Raw genomic sequence first — 17276 nt, forward strand, 5'->3', positions numbered from 1 at the left:
AAATAACATTACATCTTGTTTATCAAGACAAAAATACCTTAAAACTCAACCTCGTGTAATTAAATTACATAATAATTAGCTAAAACAACTCTTACATAAACAATAATTATCAAACCTCGCCAACGTGACACTTATGTGACAGAAAAACAATTTTTTGCTCACTTTTACTACTACACAACATCGGGTGGTGATATTCTCAGGAGTTAGAGTTCGTCGGCTAAACAAGCCTTGCACCATGGTGAGGTTTTAAAGTCATTTGCCAAAACTTTCCTCACCACAGTTAAGGAGTCATCTGTGTCTGAATTCCATTCTGAAATAAGCAACTTATCACCTAGCCTTGTATGGCAGTTTTTCGACAAAATTTGCTCCATCCCACATCCTTCTAAACATGAGGAAGCACTAGCTCAGTACATAATAGGCTGGGCCAAAGAGCAGAACTTGGCCGTTCGAAGAGATACCGTGGGTAATGTATTTATCAAAAAACCTGCAACACCTGGTATGGAAAATAAGAAAGGGGTCGTACTACAAGCCCATATTGATATGGTCCCGCAGAAAAATGAGGACACCGTCCATGATTTCACTAAGGATCCAATCCAGCCTTACATTGATGGCGAGTGGGTGACAGCGAAAGGCACAACGCTTGGTGCAGATAACGGCATGGGTATGGCGTCATGTTTATCTGTACTCGCTTCTAATGATATCAAGCATGGACCATTAGAAGTCTTGCTGACTATCGATGAAGAAGCAGGTATGACAGGTGCTTTTGGGCTGGAAGCTGGTTGGCTAGAAGGAGAGATCTTACTCAATACTGATTCCGAACAAGAAGGTGAAGTATACATGGGTTGCGCTGGTGGTGTTGATGGTGAAATAGCTTTCGACATTCAACGCGAAGCGATTCCCAATGGCTACACTACTCGTCAGCTTACTATGAAAGGTCTAAAGGGTGGGCACTCTGGCTGTGATATACATACCGGTCGAAGCAACGCCAACAAACTCGTTGCTCGCTTTCTTGCCGGTCACGCTCAAGAGTTAGATCTACGTTTGATTGAATTTCGTGGAGGGAGCCTTCGCAATGCTATCCCTCGTGAGGCTTTCGTTACCGTCGCTATACCTGCTGAAAATGAATCTAAATTGGCAGACTTATTCAATGCATATACTGACCAAATACAACAAGAATTAGGAAAAACGGAAACCAGCATCATTTCTCTTAATCAAGAAATAGAACCGACAGAAAAAATGATCTCCGTAGCCGACCAACAGCGCTTTATTGCAGCACTTAATGCATGCCCTAATGGGGTTATCCGTATGAGTGATGAGATAGAAGGTGTGGTCGAAACGTCACTCAATGTGGGGGTTATCAGTACTGAAGTCAACACGATTAAGATACTTTGCCTTGTTCGCTCTTTAATCGACTCTGGTCGTAGTCAAGTAGAAAGCATGCTTACCTCAATTGCAGAGCTTGCCAATGCTAGCATTAAATTTTCTGGAGCTTATCCTGGTTGGAAGCCAGACGCAGACTCGGAGATTATGTCCATTTTTCGCGAAATGTATCAAGGCATCTATGGCCATAAACCAAACATTATGGTTATCCACGCAGGTCTCGAATGTGGCTTATTTAAAAATCCTTATCCAAATATGGATATGGTCTCATTTGGCCCGACCATAAAATTCCCCCACTCTCCAGATGAGAAAGTAAAAATAGATACAGTCGCGCTATATTGGGAGCAAATGGTAGCTTTGCTTGAAGCTATTCCAGAAAAAAACTAGCCTCTTTCCCTTCCAAAGCAAACAAGACCTTATAAAAAGGTCTTGTTTGCAATTCGTTATGAGCTAAACGAAGCCCAAATAACGGTTATAACTAAAATAGGGCAAACAAACTTAACATAGAGTGGCCAAAATCTTCCAAACCAACCTAAAGTAAATTCTGGGCAACCCTGTTCTAATTCTTTGATTTTGGAGTGACGATTCCAAACCCAACCACCAAATACACAAAACAAAAGTGCAGCAACAGGCTGAAGGTATTGGGTTGCTGCTGTTGCAACTAATCCAAACAAACTGCCAAAATTGAATACTATTACTGTACTAAATAACGCAATCAGACCACCTAGAACCCAACTAGTCGTACTGCGCTTGGTTTTAAATCTCTCGCCAACTAAAGCAACTGGGCATTCTAACATCGAAATAGAGGATGTTAACGCCGCAATTATCAATAAAGTAAAGAACACTATCGCAAATAACTGCCCCAACAAACCTAAGCTATCAAACATCAAAGGAAGAACAGTAAATACTAGTGTATCCGAGCTCAGTAGGGCACCATCTTCGGCATAGATCTGGACACCTTTATGCATAGCAACAAACATAGCAGGCATCACCACTAATCCAGCGATGAATGCCACCAAGGTATCAACAAGCGTAACGTGCATCGCCATCTTGGGTAGATTTTCTTTCTTACTGAGATAAGAACCATAAATAAGCATAGAACAGCCACCAATTGTCAAGGAGAAGAAGCCTTGCCCCATAGCAGCCAAGATCAATTTACCATCCATTATCTTATTAAAATCGGGGACCAGATAATGCTGCAACCCTTCTGTTGCACCAGTTTGAGTCATGATATAAACGAACAACAACCCAAAAAGAATAAATAGTGCAGGCATAAGACGAGTTGACCATTTTTCAATACCTTGCTTTACGCCACCTTGAACTATCAAGATTGTCAGCACATAAAAAACCAAAGTACCAAATAAATTGCGCTCGACACTAAAACCTTGCAGCCACTCTGTTGCCAATTCTATACCTGCAACTTCAGTGATAGCACCTAAGAGAAAACATATAAGCCAGCCTCCAACAATACTGTAAAAGGCGAGCACCAAACTGGGTACACTCAAACCAATCCAGCCAACCATAGCACCAAACTTTTTCATTGTTTGGTTAGACGTTAGGGAACGCATACTATCGACTGGGTTAGCTTGCCCATGACGGCCAATAGCCATCTCAACAACAAGCATCGGAAAAGCAACGGTCAAAATCATGATTAGGTAGACGAGTAAGAAGGCCCCTCCCCCATTACTTGCTGCCTGAGTAGGAAAACCCCATATATTACCTAACCCAACAGCAGCGCCTGCTGCCGCTAAAATAAAGCCTAAACGAGAGCCAAAGTGCTCCCGAGATTCGAAGTTGTCTGTGGGTGTCATACGACCTTAAGTACCGCATCTATAAACTAGTTGGCTAGTACGATATTACAATCTTTCATTACACTCCAGAGATATAAGGTACTAATCATTACTTACTCAGAAAAAAACACATCACAGAACGTAAATAGTTCTTTACAAAAATAATTACTCTATCAATAAGTATCTAATTAAATAGAAAAAGAATGGTGTATACATAAAGAGCGCCTAAAGCGCTCTATCAAAAATATCTAACTCATAGTTTCAGGAGCAAGTTAAATAGTAAATACCTGATAATCTTGAAGCTGTGGGATTATCTGATGCAGTTCTTTTTCTTCCTGGGCAAGATCATCCAAAGAGTCACAAAACTCTTGGCTTTGCTTCTCTACTTCTCCAGCATGCTTTTTGAGTCGAGTCGCTATCCGCTCCTTAAGCTCACTCATAGTTTCAGCCATTTGAGTCAGGTTGATCCCATCTTCAGCTTTCATTTTCTCAGACATCGCCGTGAAAGCACTCGATATAAATTCTTGATTAAAAAGTTTTTTTGCATTTTCAAAGTCTTGAGACCAAGTTTCGCTTAAAGACGAAAAACTATCTGCTGGTAGAATTAAATCTCCTTCTTTGTAGTACCTTTGTTCAATGTCGGCGTAGAACTCTTGCATCGATGCTTTAACACTTTCAAACGCATCTGGCGCATCAAAACTTCTACCTACATCATCTATGATATCGTTTGCAAGCGTGAGTCCATCACGAGCAATTTGTTTCGCGCGCGGAAGGTAGTCATTCAAATGAGCACGATAGTCTGAGATTGCCTGTTTTTGTTCAGGCTCTAGGACCACTTCCTTCCCTTCAATCAAGAGTCTGTTATCCGAATCAACCACTGCTGTATTACCACTTTCCTGATGAATCTCTAGCCTCTCGCCATTTAGCTTAATATCGCTTTTTAAGTCGACTTTACATTGAGCAGCATTGACTTGGCTCACCATTATCAGCAGAGGTATCGTCAAAAACACTTGTTTCATTTTTATCTCGCTTTGTTGAATACTTCCAAACCGTACCAAACAATTTGCCTTCTTGCGTCAAATTATTGTATCGATTTGATAACTAAAACTTGCTTGACCCACATTATATTCAGCTTCATCACCGATAGATTTACCTTTTAGCGCCTGCCCAAGGGGAGAATTTAATGTCACTAGCATCACTCGTTGCTGCTGATAATCTACTTTTAAACCTCCCGCACAAGGTGCTACAAAAAACCACTTAGGCTCATCATTGTCATCCAAAAGGCCAACCAAACTCCCAAGTGTCACAACTTCACTCTTTTGAGGTAACTGCAATTGTTTCATCTGGCTAAGCTCACGCTCACACTCTTCAACCCGCATAGCTTGACCATGAGCTAAGTAAGAAGCTTCTAAAGCTAAAGTATCGTATTTATGTTCAGGAACCGTTTGTTCATCGGTTGCCGATTCAATCGCTCTTTGCGTCGCACTATGTGCTATAGACAAAGAATTTTCCATCTCTAGTAATATTGCTTGCAGTAGCTCAAACTTATTCATACTAAAACCATGTTCCTCAGCCAATATTCTCTCTAGAATACTATCTCATGAGCCCAAGTCATACTGATAGCAAAAATGCAGACTTCAAATAACCAACAAATCATCTACCAAAAGTTACAACAGTGCTTTGGTTTTGAGCAGTTAAGAGAAGGACAATACCAAGTCATAGACAAAGTATTGAGCGGGAAATCATGTGCGGCTATCTTTCCAACGGGTTCAGGGAAATCACTATGCTATCAGCTTTCGGCTTTGTGCCTTCCTCATCTCACGCTAGTGATCTCGCCATTATTAGCCCTTATGAAAGATCAATTGTCATTTTTACACCATAAAGGAATAGAAGCCGCTTCACTCCATTCAGGTCAAAGTAAGGAAGAAATTCAAACAACAATGAACAATGTGCAAAATGGAGAGGCTAGGATTTTAATGGTCTCCGTTGAAAGACTGAAAAACGAGCGCTTTCGCCAATTTTTGTCACAACAAAGCATCTCATTATTGGTGGTCGACGAAGCACATTGTATTTCAGAGTGGGGGCATAACTTTCGTCCTGATTATTTAAAGCTCCCCCAAATACAGCAGCAACTTTCTATACCTCAGGTATTGCTCTTAACCGCAACAGCAACACAAGCTGTGTTAAACGATATGGGCCATAAGTTTAATATTGATAAGGATGATATTACTATCACTGGGTTTTATCGCCACAATCTAGATATTTCAATCCTTCCATGCTCAGTAGAAGAAAAAAAGTCTGCATTACTTTCAATTATTAATCAAAAGCCTAAGCTAACTACTATTGTTTACGTTACCCAACAAAATACCGCTGAGATAATTTCCAAGCTGTTGATCTCTGAGGGAATTGATGCCATGGCATATCATGCTGGCCTAAAAAGTCATCAACGAGAAAATATCCAACACAAGTTTATGTCAGGTCAAACCAACTGCATCGTTGCAACCATTGCTTTTGGGATGGGGGTGGATAAATCAGATATTCGCCGAGTGATTCATTTTGATTTACCGAAGTCGATTGAAAATTATGCTCAGGAAATCGGCCGTGCTGGTCGAGATGGACATCCCTCGCAATGCCTATTACTGGCAAATGAAGAAGGAGTTTGTACACTAGAAAACTATATTTTTGGCGATACACCTGAATATACTGAAATCCTCGACGTGATACAGCAAGCTACTTCATCAATACCTCAATGGGAAGTCGTCATTTCACGCCTTTCAAACCAAAGCAACATTCGACAACTACCACTCAAAACCTTGCTAGTCTATATGGAATTGCAAGAGATTATCAGTGCTCAATATACCTACTTCGCAGAATATCGATTTAAATTTCTGGTACCACAAAGTGAAATAATAACGCAATTTAATGGTGAAAGACGCGTATTTACTCAAGCGCTATTTGATAGTACTTCAAAAGCTAAAATATGGTGTCAGGTTGACTTTGACGAACTTTGGCATAACTACCAAGGTGAACGTAATAGAGCTATTTCCGCCCTCGATTACTTTCACCAGCAAGGTTGGATAGAACTAGAAAGTAAACTAATGACTGAAGTTTACCGAGTTAATGAAATCAAAACCTCTCCAGAGCAAATTGCTAATCAACTATCAGCCTTATTCAAAAACAAAGAGCACAGCGACATAGATCGTATTCATAATCTATTGCATCTATTTAAATCCAATCAGTGTCTAAATCATGCTCTGGCAAGCTATTTCTCTGATCTAAGCGCCCCTAAACAATGCGGTCATTGCAGTGTCTGTCGAGGAGAAACTAAAGCTTGGCCCGAGAAAACTAATATGAGTAACGGTTTAGAAGATATCGGCAGGTGGCTACAGGAACTCGAAAAAGTCTCGACATCATTATCAGATGCCATCAAAGCAAAATTTCTTTGTGGTATTACCATTCCATGGTTTACAAAAATAAAAGCGAAGAAGATGGTCGGGTTTGGTGAGCTTAGTAACTATCCATATCAACAAGTGCTTAATATGATAGCCTCACAAAATGATGTTCAGAAAAAGCTTAATTGCTGATTGTCTTCTTCCGGTTTGAGCATAACACTCAAGCCTAACAAGCGAATCTCTCTGCCCTTTTGTCGCTTAAGAATGTCCCGAAGTAGTACTTTAAAATAGCCTAGATCTAACTCTGGGTGAATATGCTCAATAGTTGTCTGCTGGAAATCTGCAAACTTAACCTTAACACTTTGTTTTAATATTGATTTTTCTTGGGATACTTTTGCCAGCCTAATTTCAAGTTGAGGAAATAATTTATTCTCAATCACATGCCAACACTGCTCAAAAGTCATAATGTTTTGACTAAATGTACTTTCAACTCCTACAGATTTTCGCTCACGCTCGACCACTACAGGACGATTATCAATACCATGACTTTTACTCCATAACGCAGCACCGAGGCGACCAAAATCTAAAAGCAAGCTACGATAATCACTTTTTTTAACATCCAAACACGTAAACAAGCCTGCTTTGTGCAATTTGCCCAAACTTACTCGACCAACTCCAGGGATTTTTTCTAGTGGAAGCTTGTCTATTTCTAGCTGTAAATAACTTGGTGAAATCACATATTGACCATTTGGCTTATTTAAATCTGAAGCAACCTTGGCTAGGAATTTTATTGGTGCAACGCCTGCTGATGCAGTAAGGTTTAACTCCTGAAAAATATCATTTCGAATAGCTTGTGCTATTAAAGTTGCAGAACCTTGATGCAGTTGGCAGTCAGTCACATCTAAGTACGCTTCATCTAAAGACAAAGGCTCAATAAGAGACGTATAACGAGAAAAAATACCTCTAATATGCTGTGAGATTTGCTTGTACAATTGAATACGACCAGGCACTACGATAAGGCTCGGGCATAACTTAAGTGCTTTCCCTGTTGGCATTGCGCTTCTAACACCGTATTTTCGCGCTTCATAATTACAGGTACTTATTACCCCCCTTTGCTTTTCACGCCCCCCGACGGCTAAAGGTCGGTCACGATAGCTTGGATTATCACGCATCTCAACCGCAGCATAAAAGCAATCCATATCAATATGGATAATTTTTCTCACCCTAGTTTGATCCATAAACAATAACGAATACTGTATAAAAAACCAGTATAGTAGTTATTCGCTTTAACGCCAAGGATAAATTGCAGTTTTGCTTTCAGATAATCGCTTTAGGTTAAGTAGGAAACTCAGCTATTACTTGGGAAAATCTAAATGGATTTTATGTAGATGATAAAGCCCGACATTAAGTCGGGCCTAAAAATGCTATGCAATGCGGTCTTTTTCCCACGCAGCAAGCTTTTCAGCTCTGAGCGCTTCTCTTGCTTCACGCTTTTTACGTGCATCGCAAGGCTCGGGACAATTACATACCTTATCTACACCGACAGCCCCTAGCCCGCCACAGCTGCCTTTTACCACTTTCTTTTGAAAGATATAGCCAACAGACATAGCGGCGATAAAGGCAATAAAAACACCAAAGGTGATCAGAAATGTATTCATAACAACATACTCACTAACTATTATTTATTAATATATGGCTTATACGCTTCCGATGCCAGTTCTATATACCCATCACTCGATTTTACAATCATAAACACAGGAATATTGTTCTCATTGGCTATCTTCATACCCTGCTCCTCGCCCAGAACCATCAAGCCAGTAGCGAGACCATCAGCCGTCATAGAAGACTTATCGAGTACTGTAACTGAAACGACTTTGTGATTGATGGGCTTCCCAGTCGCAGGATTAATAATATGGGAATATCTTATCCCATCTCTTTCAAAATAATTTCGATAGTCACCTGATGTTGCAATTGCCATATCACCTGGCTCAATAATTTCCTGTATTGCGCGCTCATCTACCGTTGGTTTTTCAATCGCAATTCGCCATTTTACACCTTCTCGATTTAAGCCTTTAAGGCGCATTTCGCCTCCAACTTCGACCATATAATTCTCAATCCCTTGTGACTGTATATAATCGGCAACAACATCAACACCCCAACCTTTCGCTATCGTGGAAAGGTCAATATATAGATTGGGAATATCCTTTGAGAGCGCATTACCATTAACACTTAAGTGTTGAATACCTGTTACCGCTCTGCGTTTTTCAAGCTCACTATCACTCGGCACCACTTCTGGACGAGCTTCAGGCCCAAAACCCCATAAGTTAACTAAAGGCCCGACTGTCACATCCAAAGCCCCTAATGTTAGACCATTAAGACGAATAGCTTCTTTCACCACAGTTACGGTTTGTGGTGATACTTCAAAAGGCTGTGAGCTCTTATTTTGATTAAAACGACTCAATTCAGAATCGCTACGGTAAGTCGACATCTGATCATTAACTTGCTCAAGTAAACGATCTATCTCTTTCTGTAACACATCTGGAGAGGGCTGTTCCTGGGAGACAATATACTTGATATTGTACGTTGTCCCCATAGTGGGGCCACTGAGATAAATTTGGTCAATTGGTTTTTCGCAACCAGCAATAACGAAGAGAGAAGCAAATACAACAAGCCATTTTTTCACTTGTTTGACTCCTTTGAGTAAATGGGAATAGCACATGAACCTTCAGTGAGTTCATCTTCTATCACCACTTAAAGTTTTAACCGTAGAAAAAACAATGGCTGACCTTACAAGGTCAGCCATATTTATCATAGACTTAATGTATTAACCACCAAAGTCATCGAGTAAGATATTTTCATCTTCAACACCAAGATCTTTTAGCATACCGATAACAGCAGCATTCATCATTGGTGGACCACACATGTAGTACTCACAATCTTCAGGCGCGTCGTGGTCCTTAAGATAGTTTTCATACAATACATTGTGGATAAAGCCAGTATGGCCATCCCAATTATCTTCAGGCATAGGATCAGATAAAGCACAGTGCCAAACGAAATTATCGTTCTCTGCTTGCAACCCATCAAAGTCTTCTACATAGAACATTTCTCGTTTAGAACGAGCACCATACCAGAAAGACATTTTACGTGAAGAGTTGAGGCGCTTAAGCTGGTCAAATATATGAGAACGCATCGGAGCCATGCCAGCACCACCACCAACGAATACCATTTCATTTTCAGTATCTTTGGCAAAGAACTCACCAAATGGGCCTGAAATAGTACACTTATCACCACCTTTCAGTGACCAGATGTACGAAGACATAATGCCTGGCGCAACTTCTGGATTGTTCGGCGGAGGCGTAGCTATACGGACGTTCAGCATGATAATGCCTTCTTCTTCCGGATAGTTAGCCATAGAGTAAGCACGAATTGTCTCATCGTTAACTTTAGACTCATAACGGAACAAATTAAATTTGTCCCAGTCTTCACGATATTCATCTGGAACATCGAAATCTGCGTATTTGATGTGATGAACAGGCGCTTCAATCTGAATATAACCACCAGCGCGGAAAGGCACTGATTCACCATCAGGGATCTGTAGCTTTAGTTCTTTGATGAAGGTCGCTTTGTTATCATTAGATATAACAGAGCATTCCCACTTCTTAACACCAAATATTTCTTCAGGAAGCTCAATATCCATGTCAGTTTTCATTGCTACCTGACAGGCTAAACGTTCACCTTCACGGGCTTCACCTTTTGAAATATGGTCAAGCTCAGTAGGTAAAATGTCACCACCACCTGATTTAATTTTGACACGACACTGACCACATGAGCCACCGCCACCACAAGCAGAAGAAACGAATACACCAGCACCAGCTAGAGCACTCAGAAGCTTACCGCCTGGTTGTGTAACGATCGCCAGAGAAGGGTCATCGTTAACAGAAATTGTAATGTCACCTGTTGGTACAAGCTTAGACTTAGCGAACAAAATCACTAGTACTAACGCCAGCACAATCAGAGTAAACATCACTACACCAAGAATAATGTCCATTGACTATTCCTTAATTGTTGCGGTCTACCCGACTTACAGTTGAACACCAGAGAAAGACATAAAGCCTAGCGCCATAAGACCTACTGAGATAAACGTAATTCCTAAGCCACGTAAGCCTGGAGGTACGTCTGAGTACTTCATCTTCTCTCGGATACCTGCAAGAGCGACAATCGCTAACATCCAGCCCACACCTGATCCGAAACCATAAACTACAGATTCTGCGAAGTTATAGTCACGTTGTACCATGAAAGACACGCCACCAAAGATTGCACAGTTAACAGTGATCAATGGTAGGAAGATGCCAAGCGCGTTATACAGAGGCGGGAAGAAACGATCCAAAACCATTTCTAGAATCTGTACTAAAGCTGCAATAACACCGATAAAGGTGATGAAATTTAGGAAGCTAAGGTCTACCCCAGCAACCAAGGCATTCTCTTTCAGTACTAGGTTGTATACGAGATTGTTAACAGGTACTGCAATAGTCAATACCACAACAACAGCGACACCTAGGCCGAAAGAGGTCTTTACTTTCTTAGATACGGCAAGAAACGTACACATACCCAAGAAGAACGACAAAGCCATGTTTTCGATAAAAATCGATTTAACTAACAGACTAATGTAATGTTCCATGACGTTCTTACTCCTTCGCTTCTACTTGTTCTGGTTTGAGAATACGAATTGCCCAGATCAGGAAGCCAATTAAGAAGAATGCAGACGGTGCTAGTAGCATCAGACCATTTGGCTGATACCAACCACCATTGCTCACTAAAGGCAGTACTTCGATACCAAAAAGTTTGCCAGAGCCAAATAGCTCACGGAAAAAACCTACAGTAATAAGAACAAAACCGTAGCCTAGACCGTTACCAATACCATCAATAAAGGAAGGTATTGGGGCAGACTTCATTGCAAATGCCTCAGCGCGGCCCATTACAATACAGTTGGTAATAATCAAGCCAACAAATACTGATAACTGCTTAGAGATATCGTATAGATAAGCCTTTAGTACTTGGTCTACCACAATAACAAGAGAGGCGATGATTGCCATTTGGACAATGATACGCACACTGTTAGGAATATGGTTACGGATAAGAGAAACAAAAAAGTTAGACATCGCGGTTACAAAGGTTACTGCGATTGTCATAACGAATGCTGTTTCAAGTTTCGTTGTTACTGCAAGTGCAGAACATACACCAAGAACTTGAAGCGCGATTGGGTTGTTATCCAATACTGGCGCTAAAATACTCTTTTTAACGTTTTGTACACTAGACATTAGTTCAGACCTCCGTCACGAACTTTTGCTAGGAACGGGCCAAAGCCCATATCACCTAACCAGAAGTCAAATGTGTGTTGAACGCCATTACTGGTCAATGTAGCACCAGACAAACCATCAACACCATGCTCTGAGCCCGCTGGCGCACCACCTTTCACAACTTTGATAGCAGGCTTATGATTGTCATTATACAATTTTTTGCCAATCCATTGAGCTGTCCATGACGGATTCTCAACTTCACCACCAAGCCCTGGGGTCTCGCCCTGCTCATAGTAAGTAATACCTGAGACTGTGTTGCCATCAGTTTCTACAGCAACAAACGCGTACATCATTGACCATAGACCGTTACCGTGAACTGGTAAAATAACCTTAGACACGTTATCGTCCTGCTTTACTAAGTAAATAGTACCAACATTGGCACGTCGAATGATCTTAGCTTGATCTTCTTCAGGAGGTAACTTTATTGACTGTGCTGGGTCTTTAGCTGCTTTACGTTGATCATATGTCGCAGCATCGCCTTCGACAAAATCACCCGTTTTGAAGTCAACTAAACGTGGCTCTATGTACTCTGCAAATAATTCTGGTACTTTTTTACCGTCAGTATCAATACCAGCAACTTGAATAATTTTCGTTTGCTTATCCAAAGCAGCATTAGCTTTTTGCTTCTCACGTAAACCCACGGCTGCAGTTGATACTATGATTGAACAAACAAGGCTCAACCCAATAACAACCCCCAGCGTCTTTTTAATGCTGTCGTTATTACTTGCCATAGCGTGCTTGTCTCCGCTTGATGTTCTTTTCAATAACCACATGGTCGAACAAAGGTGCAAATAAGTTCGCAAATAGAATCGCCAGCATCATACCTTCTGGATAAGCCGGGTTCACAACACGAATTAATATACACATCACACCAATCAGTGCCCCATACCACCATTTCGCTTTATTGGTAAATGAAGCAGATACAGGGTCGGTAGCCATAAAGAACATACCGAATGCAAAACCACCTAAAACTAGATGCCAATGCCATGGCATATTAAACATTGGGTTAGTATCTGAACCAACTAGATTAAATATTGTTGCAGCCGCAACCATACCTATCATCACACCAGCAATAATACGCCATGACGCAATTCTCATATAAACGATCATTGCAGCGCCGATCATCAGAGCTAGAGTCGATACTTCACCGATAGAACCTGGAATGTTACCGATAAAAGCATCTAACCAAGTGATTGGTGTACCTGTTACCGTATTGACTAGTGCACCATTACCACCTTGTGCCCATTGGCTCAGAGCCGTCGCACCAGAGAAACCATCAGCTGCTGTCCATACCACATCGCCTGAGATTTGAGCAGGGTAAGCAAAGAATAGGAACGCACGACCAGCAAGCGCAGGGTTCAAGAAATTACGCCCTGTGCCACCAAAAATCTCTTTAGCGACCACAACACCAAACGTGATGCCCAAGGCTGCCTGCCAAAGAGGAAGGGTCGGTGGAACAATTAATGCGAATAAGATAGAAGTGACGAAGAAACCTTCGTTAACCTCATGCTTACGTACCATACAGAACAGTACTTCCCAGAAACCACCAACAATAAAGACAGTCGCATAGATAGGTAAGAAGTATGTCGCTCCCAACAGTAATTTACTGCCCAAACCAGCATCGGCCGCAAGCGAACCACCAAACATTTCGGTTAGCCAGTAATGCCAATTCCCAGCAACAATCGAAGCAAATTGATCACCAGCGTACATATGGTTAAGTGCAACAATAGCTTGTCCACCAGCGTTATACATTCCCCAGAACATTGCAGGAAATACCGCCAACCAAACCATAATCATGATACGCTTAAGATCAACGCTATCACGAACATGCGAACTCTTCTTAGTAATTAAACCTGGCGTGTAGAATACCGTCGCAACAGCTTCGTACAGTGCAAACCATTTCTCATGTTTACCACCAGGCTCAAAATGATGTTCAATGTCTTCAAGATACTTTTTAAGAGCCATGAAAATCACCCTTCCTTTTCGATCGTGTCTAGGCATTCACGAAGCAATGCTCCGTACTCATACTTACCCGGACAAACAAAGGTACACAATGCTAGATCTTCTTCATCTAGTTCTAGTGCACCCAATGCCTGAGCACTGTCTGTATCACCTGCACATAGATCGCGAAGTAGCAAAGTCGGCTCCATATCCAGTGGCATAATACGTTCATAGTTGCCAATTGGCACCATTGAGCGGTCACTACCATTGGTCGTAGTTGTCATATTAAACAGCTGACCTTTGAAAATATGGCCTAAATAGGCTCGTGTTACCGAGAATTTGTTCTTACCTGGCGCAGCCCAGCCTAACAGCTCTTTGTCTCGACCTTCACGCAGTACCGAGATTTGTATATGGTAACGGCCAAGATAAGCATGTGGACCCGAAGCCTGCGCTCCTGATAGAACAGAGCCAGTAATAATGCGAACTTCACCTGGCATCAACTCACCATCAGTCAGTTCGGCAACATTTGCTCCCTGAATGGTACGAATTAAGCGAGGGTTATTAACTACTGGGCCAGCAAGAGAAATCACACGCTCAGTATAAAGTTCACCAGTTAGAAATAACTTACCAAACGCTATTACGTCTTGGTAGTTAATACTCCAAGCTACATTCTCGGCATTAACTGGATATAGGAAATGCATGTGAGTGCCGGCGAGTCCTGCTGGATGAGGGCCGTCAAAAACATGCTCTTCAACATTTGTTGAAGAGGAGCGAGGAAGACTGGTACCAGCTTTACAAACGTAAACTTTGCCATCAGTCAAAGTTGAAAGTACATCCAGACCTGCAACAAATGCTTCCTGCTGTTCATTAATGACCAATTCAGGCTGAACTGCCAATGGATTGGTATCCATCGCAGTGACAAAAATTGCCTGTGTAGAAGATTCAATGGCCGGAACCTTGCTGAACGGACGAGTACGTAAAGCAGTCCAAAGACCAGAGTCAATTAGCTGAGTTTTAACCATATCACGGTCAAGACCTGCTAATCGTCCGGCTTCAAACTTATCGAATGTTACCTGTTCCTCACCTGCCACTTCGATCACTACGGATTGAAGGACACGTCTAGCTCCACGGTTAACCTCGATCACTTTACCACTTGCTGGTGAAGTAAATTTCACTCCAGAGTTCTTCTTATCTTCAAAAAGAACTTGTGCTTTTTTCACTTCATCGCCTACGCGAACATGCATGGTAGGACGCATGCCAACATACTCTTCGCCAAGCAAGGCGACTTTCTTGATGGTCTTACCATCATTAATCACCTGGGTAGGTGTTCCTGCAATAGGCAGGTCCAAACCCTTCTTTATTGTAATCATACGCACTTGCACTACTTTTATCGGGAAAAAGATTCATTGATTGCGTAACTTTTAGACACGACATTAGTGTCCGGTTTTGGCGCAGTTCAAAACACCAAAATCGCAACATCCTATTTAAAACCTCGTTACAAATTTAGTCGAGATTTATCAGGTGCGGTAGTCTAGCATCTTTTTAGAAGTATACGCTATGACCAAAGAAAGGAATCAGATATATATTTCGAAGGATTTGAGTTTAAAAGGTTAAGTATTGTTCACAACTTTGAACCACTGCACAAATTGCGATAACTACAGGCTGAATAATGTCTTATTTTATTCGTATTATGAAACACTTATCAGTAAAAGCGATCATGATATATATTTGTATATTTCCTGTTAAAAACTTGGTTACTTTATAATCAGGGAATTACTCGTTACCGCTATACTTATTTTTATGCACTATACTACTTGGATCCGCCCAAACACATTGGGCTATCTGGAGCAATTTGATTTTGTTTTTTCCATTCTTCTAAGGTATAGGTGTGAATTGATAGCGCATGAATATGATTAGCTAACTCGTTTGCCAAAACTTGATTAACTAGGCGATGACGACCAAGCAGCCTCTGCCCTTCAAATTTATCACTGACAATCACTACCTTAAAATGACTTTCTGCACCTTCAGGGACATTGTGCATGTAGCTTTCATTTAACACCTCAAGGTGTATAGGTATGAAGTAGTCTGATAGTTTAGTTTCTATCACTTCTTGTATCATTGTATCACCGTGAAAATATGAACCACTCTAGAGAGAAATGATAACCTTCTTATACACAAAGCTAAAGGTTTTAGTTTCCAGCTTACTCTGCTTCTGCGACAATTTATCTTATCAATTCCCATATCTTTACAAATATGAAAACTGAACTTGCGCTTTTTGACCGTACCTTAACCCTGCACAGATTCCCGAAAAGGAATAATGAGACACTTCAAGCATGGGATGCTGGAGACGAGTACCTCATTAGCTATATGGAAGAATTGAACGTTGAACCAGGTAAACACATCTTGATTCTCAATGATAGTTTTGGCGCATTGAGCTGTTGGCTTACGCACAAACATCGTGTAACCATGATGAGTGATTCATATATTGCTCACCAAGGTACTATTAAAAATATCGAAGGCAACCAGTGTGAAGGTATCACCCTGTCTAATACCATAACTAATATTCCAGACAATGTAGATTACGTACTCATCCAAATCCCAAGAAACAATCGCCACCTCATATGGCAGTTAAGTCAATTAAGACACGCCCTTGATAAGACAGTACCTATCATTGCCGTGAATAAGGCGAAAGATATCCACACCTCAACGCTAAAGTTGTTCGAGAAATACCTCGGCAGCACCCATACATCACTGGCCTGGAAAAAACATCGCTTAGTTTTTTCTAAAGCTGACAGTCCTAATGCTCTGGCTATAGATCCTGTCACCCAGTGGGGGGTTGAGCAATATGGTTTTGAAGTCAAGAACCTACCTAATGTTTACTCTGGAGAAAAGCTTGATCAAGGGGCGCAATTTATACTTGATTACTTACCAAAAGGATTAACAACTGAGCGGGTAATAGATCTTGGATGTGGAAACGGTGTACTGTCAGTTAAGCTAGGGCTTGATAATCCAAATGTGCAGCTCACATGCGTAGACGAAAGTTTTATGGCAACAAGCTGCGCAAAAAATAATTTACTCAATTCCCTAGGGATAAAAAGAAATTTCAAGTGTGTCACCAATAATTGTCTTGATGGATTCAGAGATAATAGCGCGGAGCTGGTTTTGTGTAATCCTCCCTTTCATCAACAACAGGCTATTACCGATCACATTGCATGGCAAATGTTCTGTGATGCAAAGCATGTTCTTTGCAATGAGGGGAAATTATTAGTTATCGGTAACCGTCACCTCGGCTACGATGTGAAGTTATCCAAGTTGTTTGGAAAATCTAAGATCAAACTTATCGCCTCAAATAATAAATTTGTTATTTTACAGGCAACTAAATAGTTCACTACCATGTCTCTAAATTTAGAGCGACG

The 17276-nt window shown here is 41.1% G+C and carries 16 protein-coding genes; 3 read left to right on the top strand and 13 right to left on the bottom strand.

The annotated features are described in order from the left end of the window. Nucleotides 1–294 precede the first annotated feature (294 nt). Nucleotides 295–1767 (top strand): aminoacyl-histidine dipeptidase, encoded by a 1473-nt coding sequence (locus tag OCV27_RS11665; protein WP_125321864.1) that lies wholly within the window; start codon nucleotides 295–297, stop codon nucleotides 1765–1767. A gap of 56 nt (nucleotides 1768–1823) precedes the next feature. Here OCV27_RS11665 and OCV27_RS11670 read toward each other — a convergent pair whose 3' ends face one another. From OCV27_RS11670 to OCV27_RS11680, 3 genes are all read right to left on the bottom strand, one after another. After that, entirely contained in the window at nucleotides 1824–3191 is a 1368-nt protein-coding gene (locus OCV27_RS11670) for a sodium-dependent transporter (protein ID WP_125321862.1), read from the bottom strand. 251 nt (nucleotides 3192–3442) lie between these two features. Next, nucleotides 3443–4189 carry a YggN family protein gene (locus OCV27_RS11675; protein ID WP_125321861.1) on the bottom strand — a complete coding sequence of 249 codons (747 nt, stop codon included), beginning with the start codon at nucleotides 4187–4189 and terminating at the stop codon, nucleotides 3443–3445. Nucleotides 4190–4246: 57 nt separating this feature from the next. Further along, the gene (locus OCV27_RS11680) at nucleotides 4247–4723 is read right to left on the bottom strand and encodes a GreA/GreB family elongation factor (RefSeq protein ID WP_125321859.1); all 477 of its coding nucleotides are present in this window, start codon (nucleotides 4721–4723) and stop codon (nucleotides 4247–4249) included. Between the two features lie 75 nt (nucleotides 4724–4798). Between OCV27_RS11680 and OCV27_RS11685 the strand changes: the two genes are divergently transcribed. Then, nucleotides 4799–6754, top strand: a complete 1956-nt coding sequence (locus tag OCV27_RS11685) for a RecQ family ATP-dependent DNA helicase (RefSeq protein ID WP_125321857.1) — start codon at nucleotides 4799–4801, stop codon at nucleotides 6752–6754. Here the strand turns inward: OCV27_RS11685 and dinB are convergent. From dinB to bolA, 10 genes are all read right to left on the bottom strand, one after another. Further along, complete coding sequence (gene dinB, locus OCV27_RS11690) at nucleotides 6733–7800, bottom strand: DNA polymerase IV (protein ID WP_125321855.1); 1068 nt, start codon at nucleotides 7798–7800, stop codon at nucleotides 6733–6735. The genes OCV27_RS11685 and dinB overlap by 22 nt on opposite strands. A 186-nt stretch (nucleotides 7801–7986) precedes the next feature. Further along, a complete protein-coding gene (gene nqrM, locus OCV27_RS11695; protein ID WP_125321854.1) occupies nucleotides 7987–8220 on the bottom strand; it encodes a (Na+)-NQR maturation NqrM in 234 nt (77 codons plus the stop codon). 20 nt (nucleotides 8221–8240) lie between these two features. Beyond that, nucleotides 8241–9245 (bottom strand): FAD:protein FMN transferase, encoded by a 1005-nt coding sequence (locus OCV27_RS11700; RefSeq protein ID WP_125321853.1) that lies wholly within the window; start codon nucleotides 9243–9245, stop codon nucleotides 8241–8243. Between the two features lie 141 nt (nucleotides 9246–9386). Beyond that, nucleotides 9387–10610, bottom strand: coding sequence for an NADH:ubiquinone reductase (Na(+)-transporting) subunit F (gene nqrF / locus OCV27_RS11705; protein WP_125321851.1), 1224 nt, complete (start codon nucleotides 10608–10610; stop codon nucleotides 9387–9389). Between the two features lie 33 nt (nucleotides 10611–10643). Next, on the bottom strand, nucleotides 10644–11240 hold the full coding sequence (gene nqrE / locus OCV27_RS11710; protein ID WP_114785191.1) for an NADH:ubiquinone reductase (Na(+)-transporting) subunit E: 597 nt from the start codon (nucleotides 11238–11240) through the stop codon (nucleotides 10644–10646). Nucleotides 11241–11247: 7 nt separating this feature from the next. After that, nucleotides 11248–11880: an NADH:ubiquinone reductase (Na(+)-transporting) subunit D gene (locus OCV27_RS11715; RefSeq protein ID WP_125321849.1), complete on the bottom strand. Its 633-nt coding sequence runs from the start codon at nucleotides 11878–11880 to the stop codon at nucleotides 11248–11250. After that, complete coding sequence (locus OCV27_RS11720; protein WP_125321847.1) at nucleotides 11880–12650, bottom strand: Na(+)-translocating NADH-quinone reductase subunit C; 771 nt, start codon at nucleotides 12648–12650, stop codon at nucleotides 11880–11882. The genes OCV27_RS11715 and OCV27_RS11720 overlap by 1 nt, the downstream gene beginning before the upstream one ends. Further along, nucleotides 12640–13884, bottom strand: a complete 1245-nt coding sequence (locus OCV27_RS11725) for an NADH:ubiquinone reductase (Na(+)-transporting) subunit B (protein WP_125321845.1) — start codon at nucleotides 13882–13884, stop codon at nucleotides 12640–12642. Before OCV27_RS11725 ends, OCV27_RS11720 begins: the two co-directional genes overlap by 11 nt. 5 nt (nucleotides 13885–13889) lie before the next feature. Next, complete coding sequence (locus OCV27_RS11730; RefSeq protein ID WP_125321844.1) at nucleotides 13890–15230, bottom strand: Na(+)-translocating NADH-quinone reductase subunit A; 1341 nt, start codon at nucleotides 15228–15230, stop codon at nucleotides 13890–13892. 440 nt (nucleotides 15231–15670) lie between these two features. Further along, nucleotides 15671–15979 carry a transcriptional regulator BolA gene (gene bolA / locus OCV27_RS11735; protein ID WP_125321842.1) on the bottom strand — a complete coding sequence of 103 codons (309 nt, stop codon included), beginning with the start codon at nucleotides 15977–15979 and terminating at the stop codon, nucleotides 15671–15673. 134 nt (nucleotides 15980–16113) lie between these two features. On the opposite strand from bolA, the gene OCV27_RS11740 reads away from it, so the two are divergent. Then, nucleotides 16114–17244 (top strand): methyltransferase, encoded by a 1131-nt coding sequence (locus OCV27_RS11740; protein ID WP_125321840.1) that lies wholly within the window; start codon nucleotides 16114–16116, stop codon nucleotides 17242–17244. Nucleotides 17245–17276: the final 32 nt, after the last annotated feature.

The organism is Vibrio pectenicida, from assembly GCA_024347015.1.
Classification (GTDB): Bacteria; Pseudomonadota; Gammaproteobacteria; order Enterobacterales; family Vibrionaceae; genus Vibrio; species Vibrio pectenicida.

Bases quoted from the DNA above. Each gene is read 5' to 3' on its own strand.
- OCV27_RS11670 (WP_125321862.1), bottom strand. From the start codon at position 3,191: ATGACACCCACAGACAACTTCGAATCTCGGGAGCACTTTGGCTCTCGT.
- nqrE (WP_114785191.1), bottom strand. From the start codon at position 11,240: ATGGAACATTACATTAGTCTGTTAGTTAAATCGATTTTTATCGAAAAC.
- OCV27_RS11685 (WP_125321857.1), top strand. From the start codon at position 4,799: ATGCAGACTTCAAATAACCAACAAATCATCTACCAAAAGTTACAACAG.
- OCV27_RS11740 (WP_125321840.1), top strand. From the start codon at position 16,114: ATGAAAACTGAACTTGCGCTTTTTGACCGTACCTTAACCCTGCACAGA.
- dinB (WP_125321855.1), bottom strand. From the start codon at position 7,800: ATGGATCAAACTAGGGTGAGAAAAATTATCCATATTGATATGGATTGC.
- nqrF (WP_125321851.1), bottom strand. From the start codon at position 10,610: ATGGACATTATTCTTGGTGTAGTGATGTTTACTCTGATTGTGCTGGCG.
- OCV27_RS11715 (WP_125321849.1), bottom strand. From the start codon at position 11,880: ATGTCTAGTGTACAAAACGTTAAAAAGAGTATTTTAGCGCCAGTATTG.
- OCV27_RS11680 (WP_125321859.1), bottom strand. From the start codon at position 4,723: ATGAATAAGTTTGAGCTACTGCAAGCAATATTACTAGAGATGGAAAAT.
- OCV27_RS11725 (WP_125321845.1), bottom strand. From the start codon at position 13,884: ATGGCTCTTAAAAAGTATCTTGAAGACATTGAACATCATTTTGAGCCT.
- OCV27_RS11675 (WP_125321861.1), bottom strand. From the start codon at position 4,189: ATGAAACAAGTGTTTTTGACGATACCTCTGCTGATAATGGTGAGCCAA.
- OCV27_RS11730 (WP_125321844.1), bottom strand. From the start codon at position 15,230: ATGATTACAATAAAGAAGGGTTTGGACCTGCCTATTGCAGGAACACCT.
- OCV27_RS11720 (WP_125321847.1), bottom strand. From the start codon at position 12,650: ATGGCAAGTAATAACGACAGCATTAAAAAGACGCTGGGGGTTGTTATT.
- nqrM (WP_125321854.1), bottom strand. From the start codon at position 8,220: ATGAATACATTTCTGATCACCTTTGGTGTTTTTATTGCCTTTATCGCC.
- bolA (WP_125321842.1), bottom strand. From the start codon at position 15,979: ATGATACAAGAAGTGATAGAAACTAAACTATCAGACTACTTCATACCT.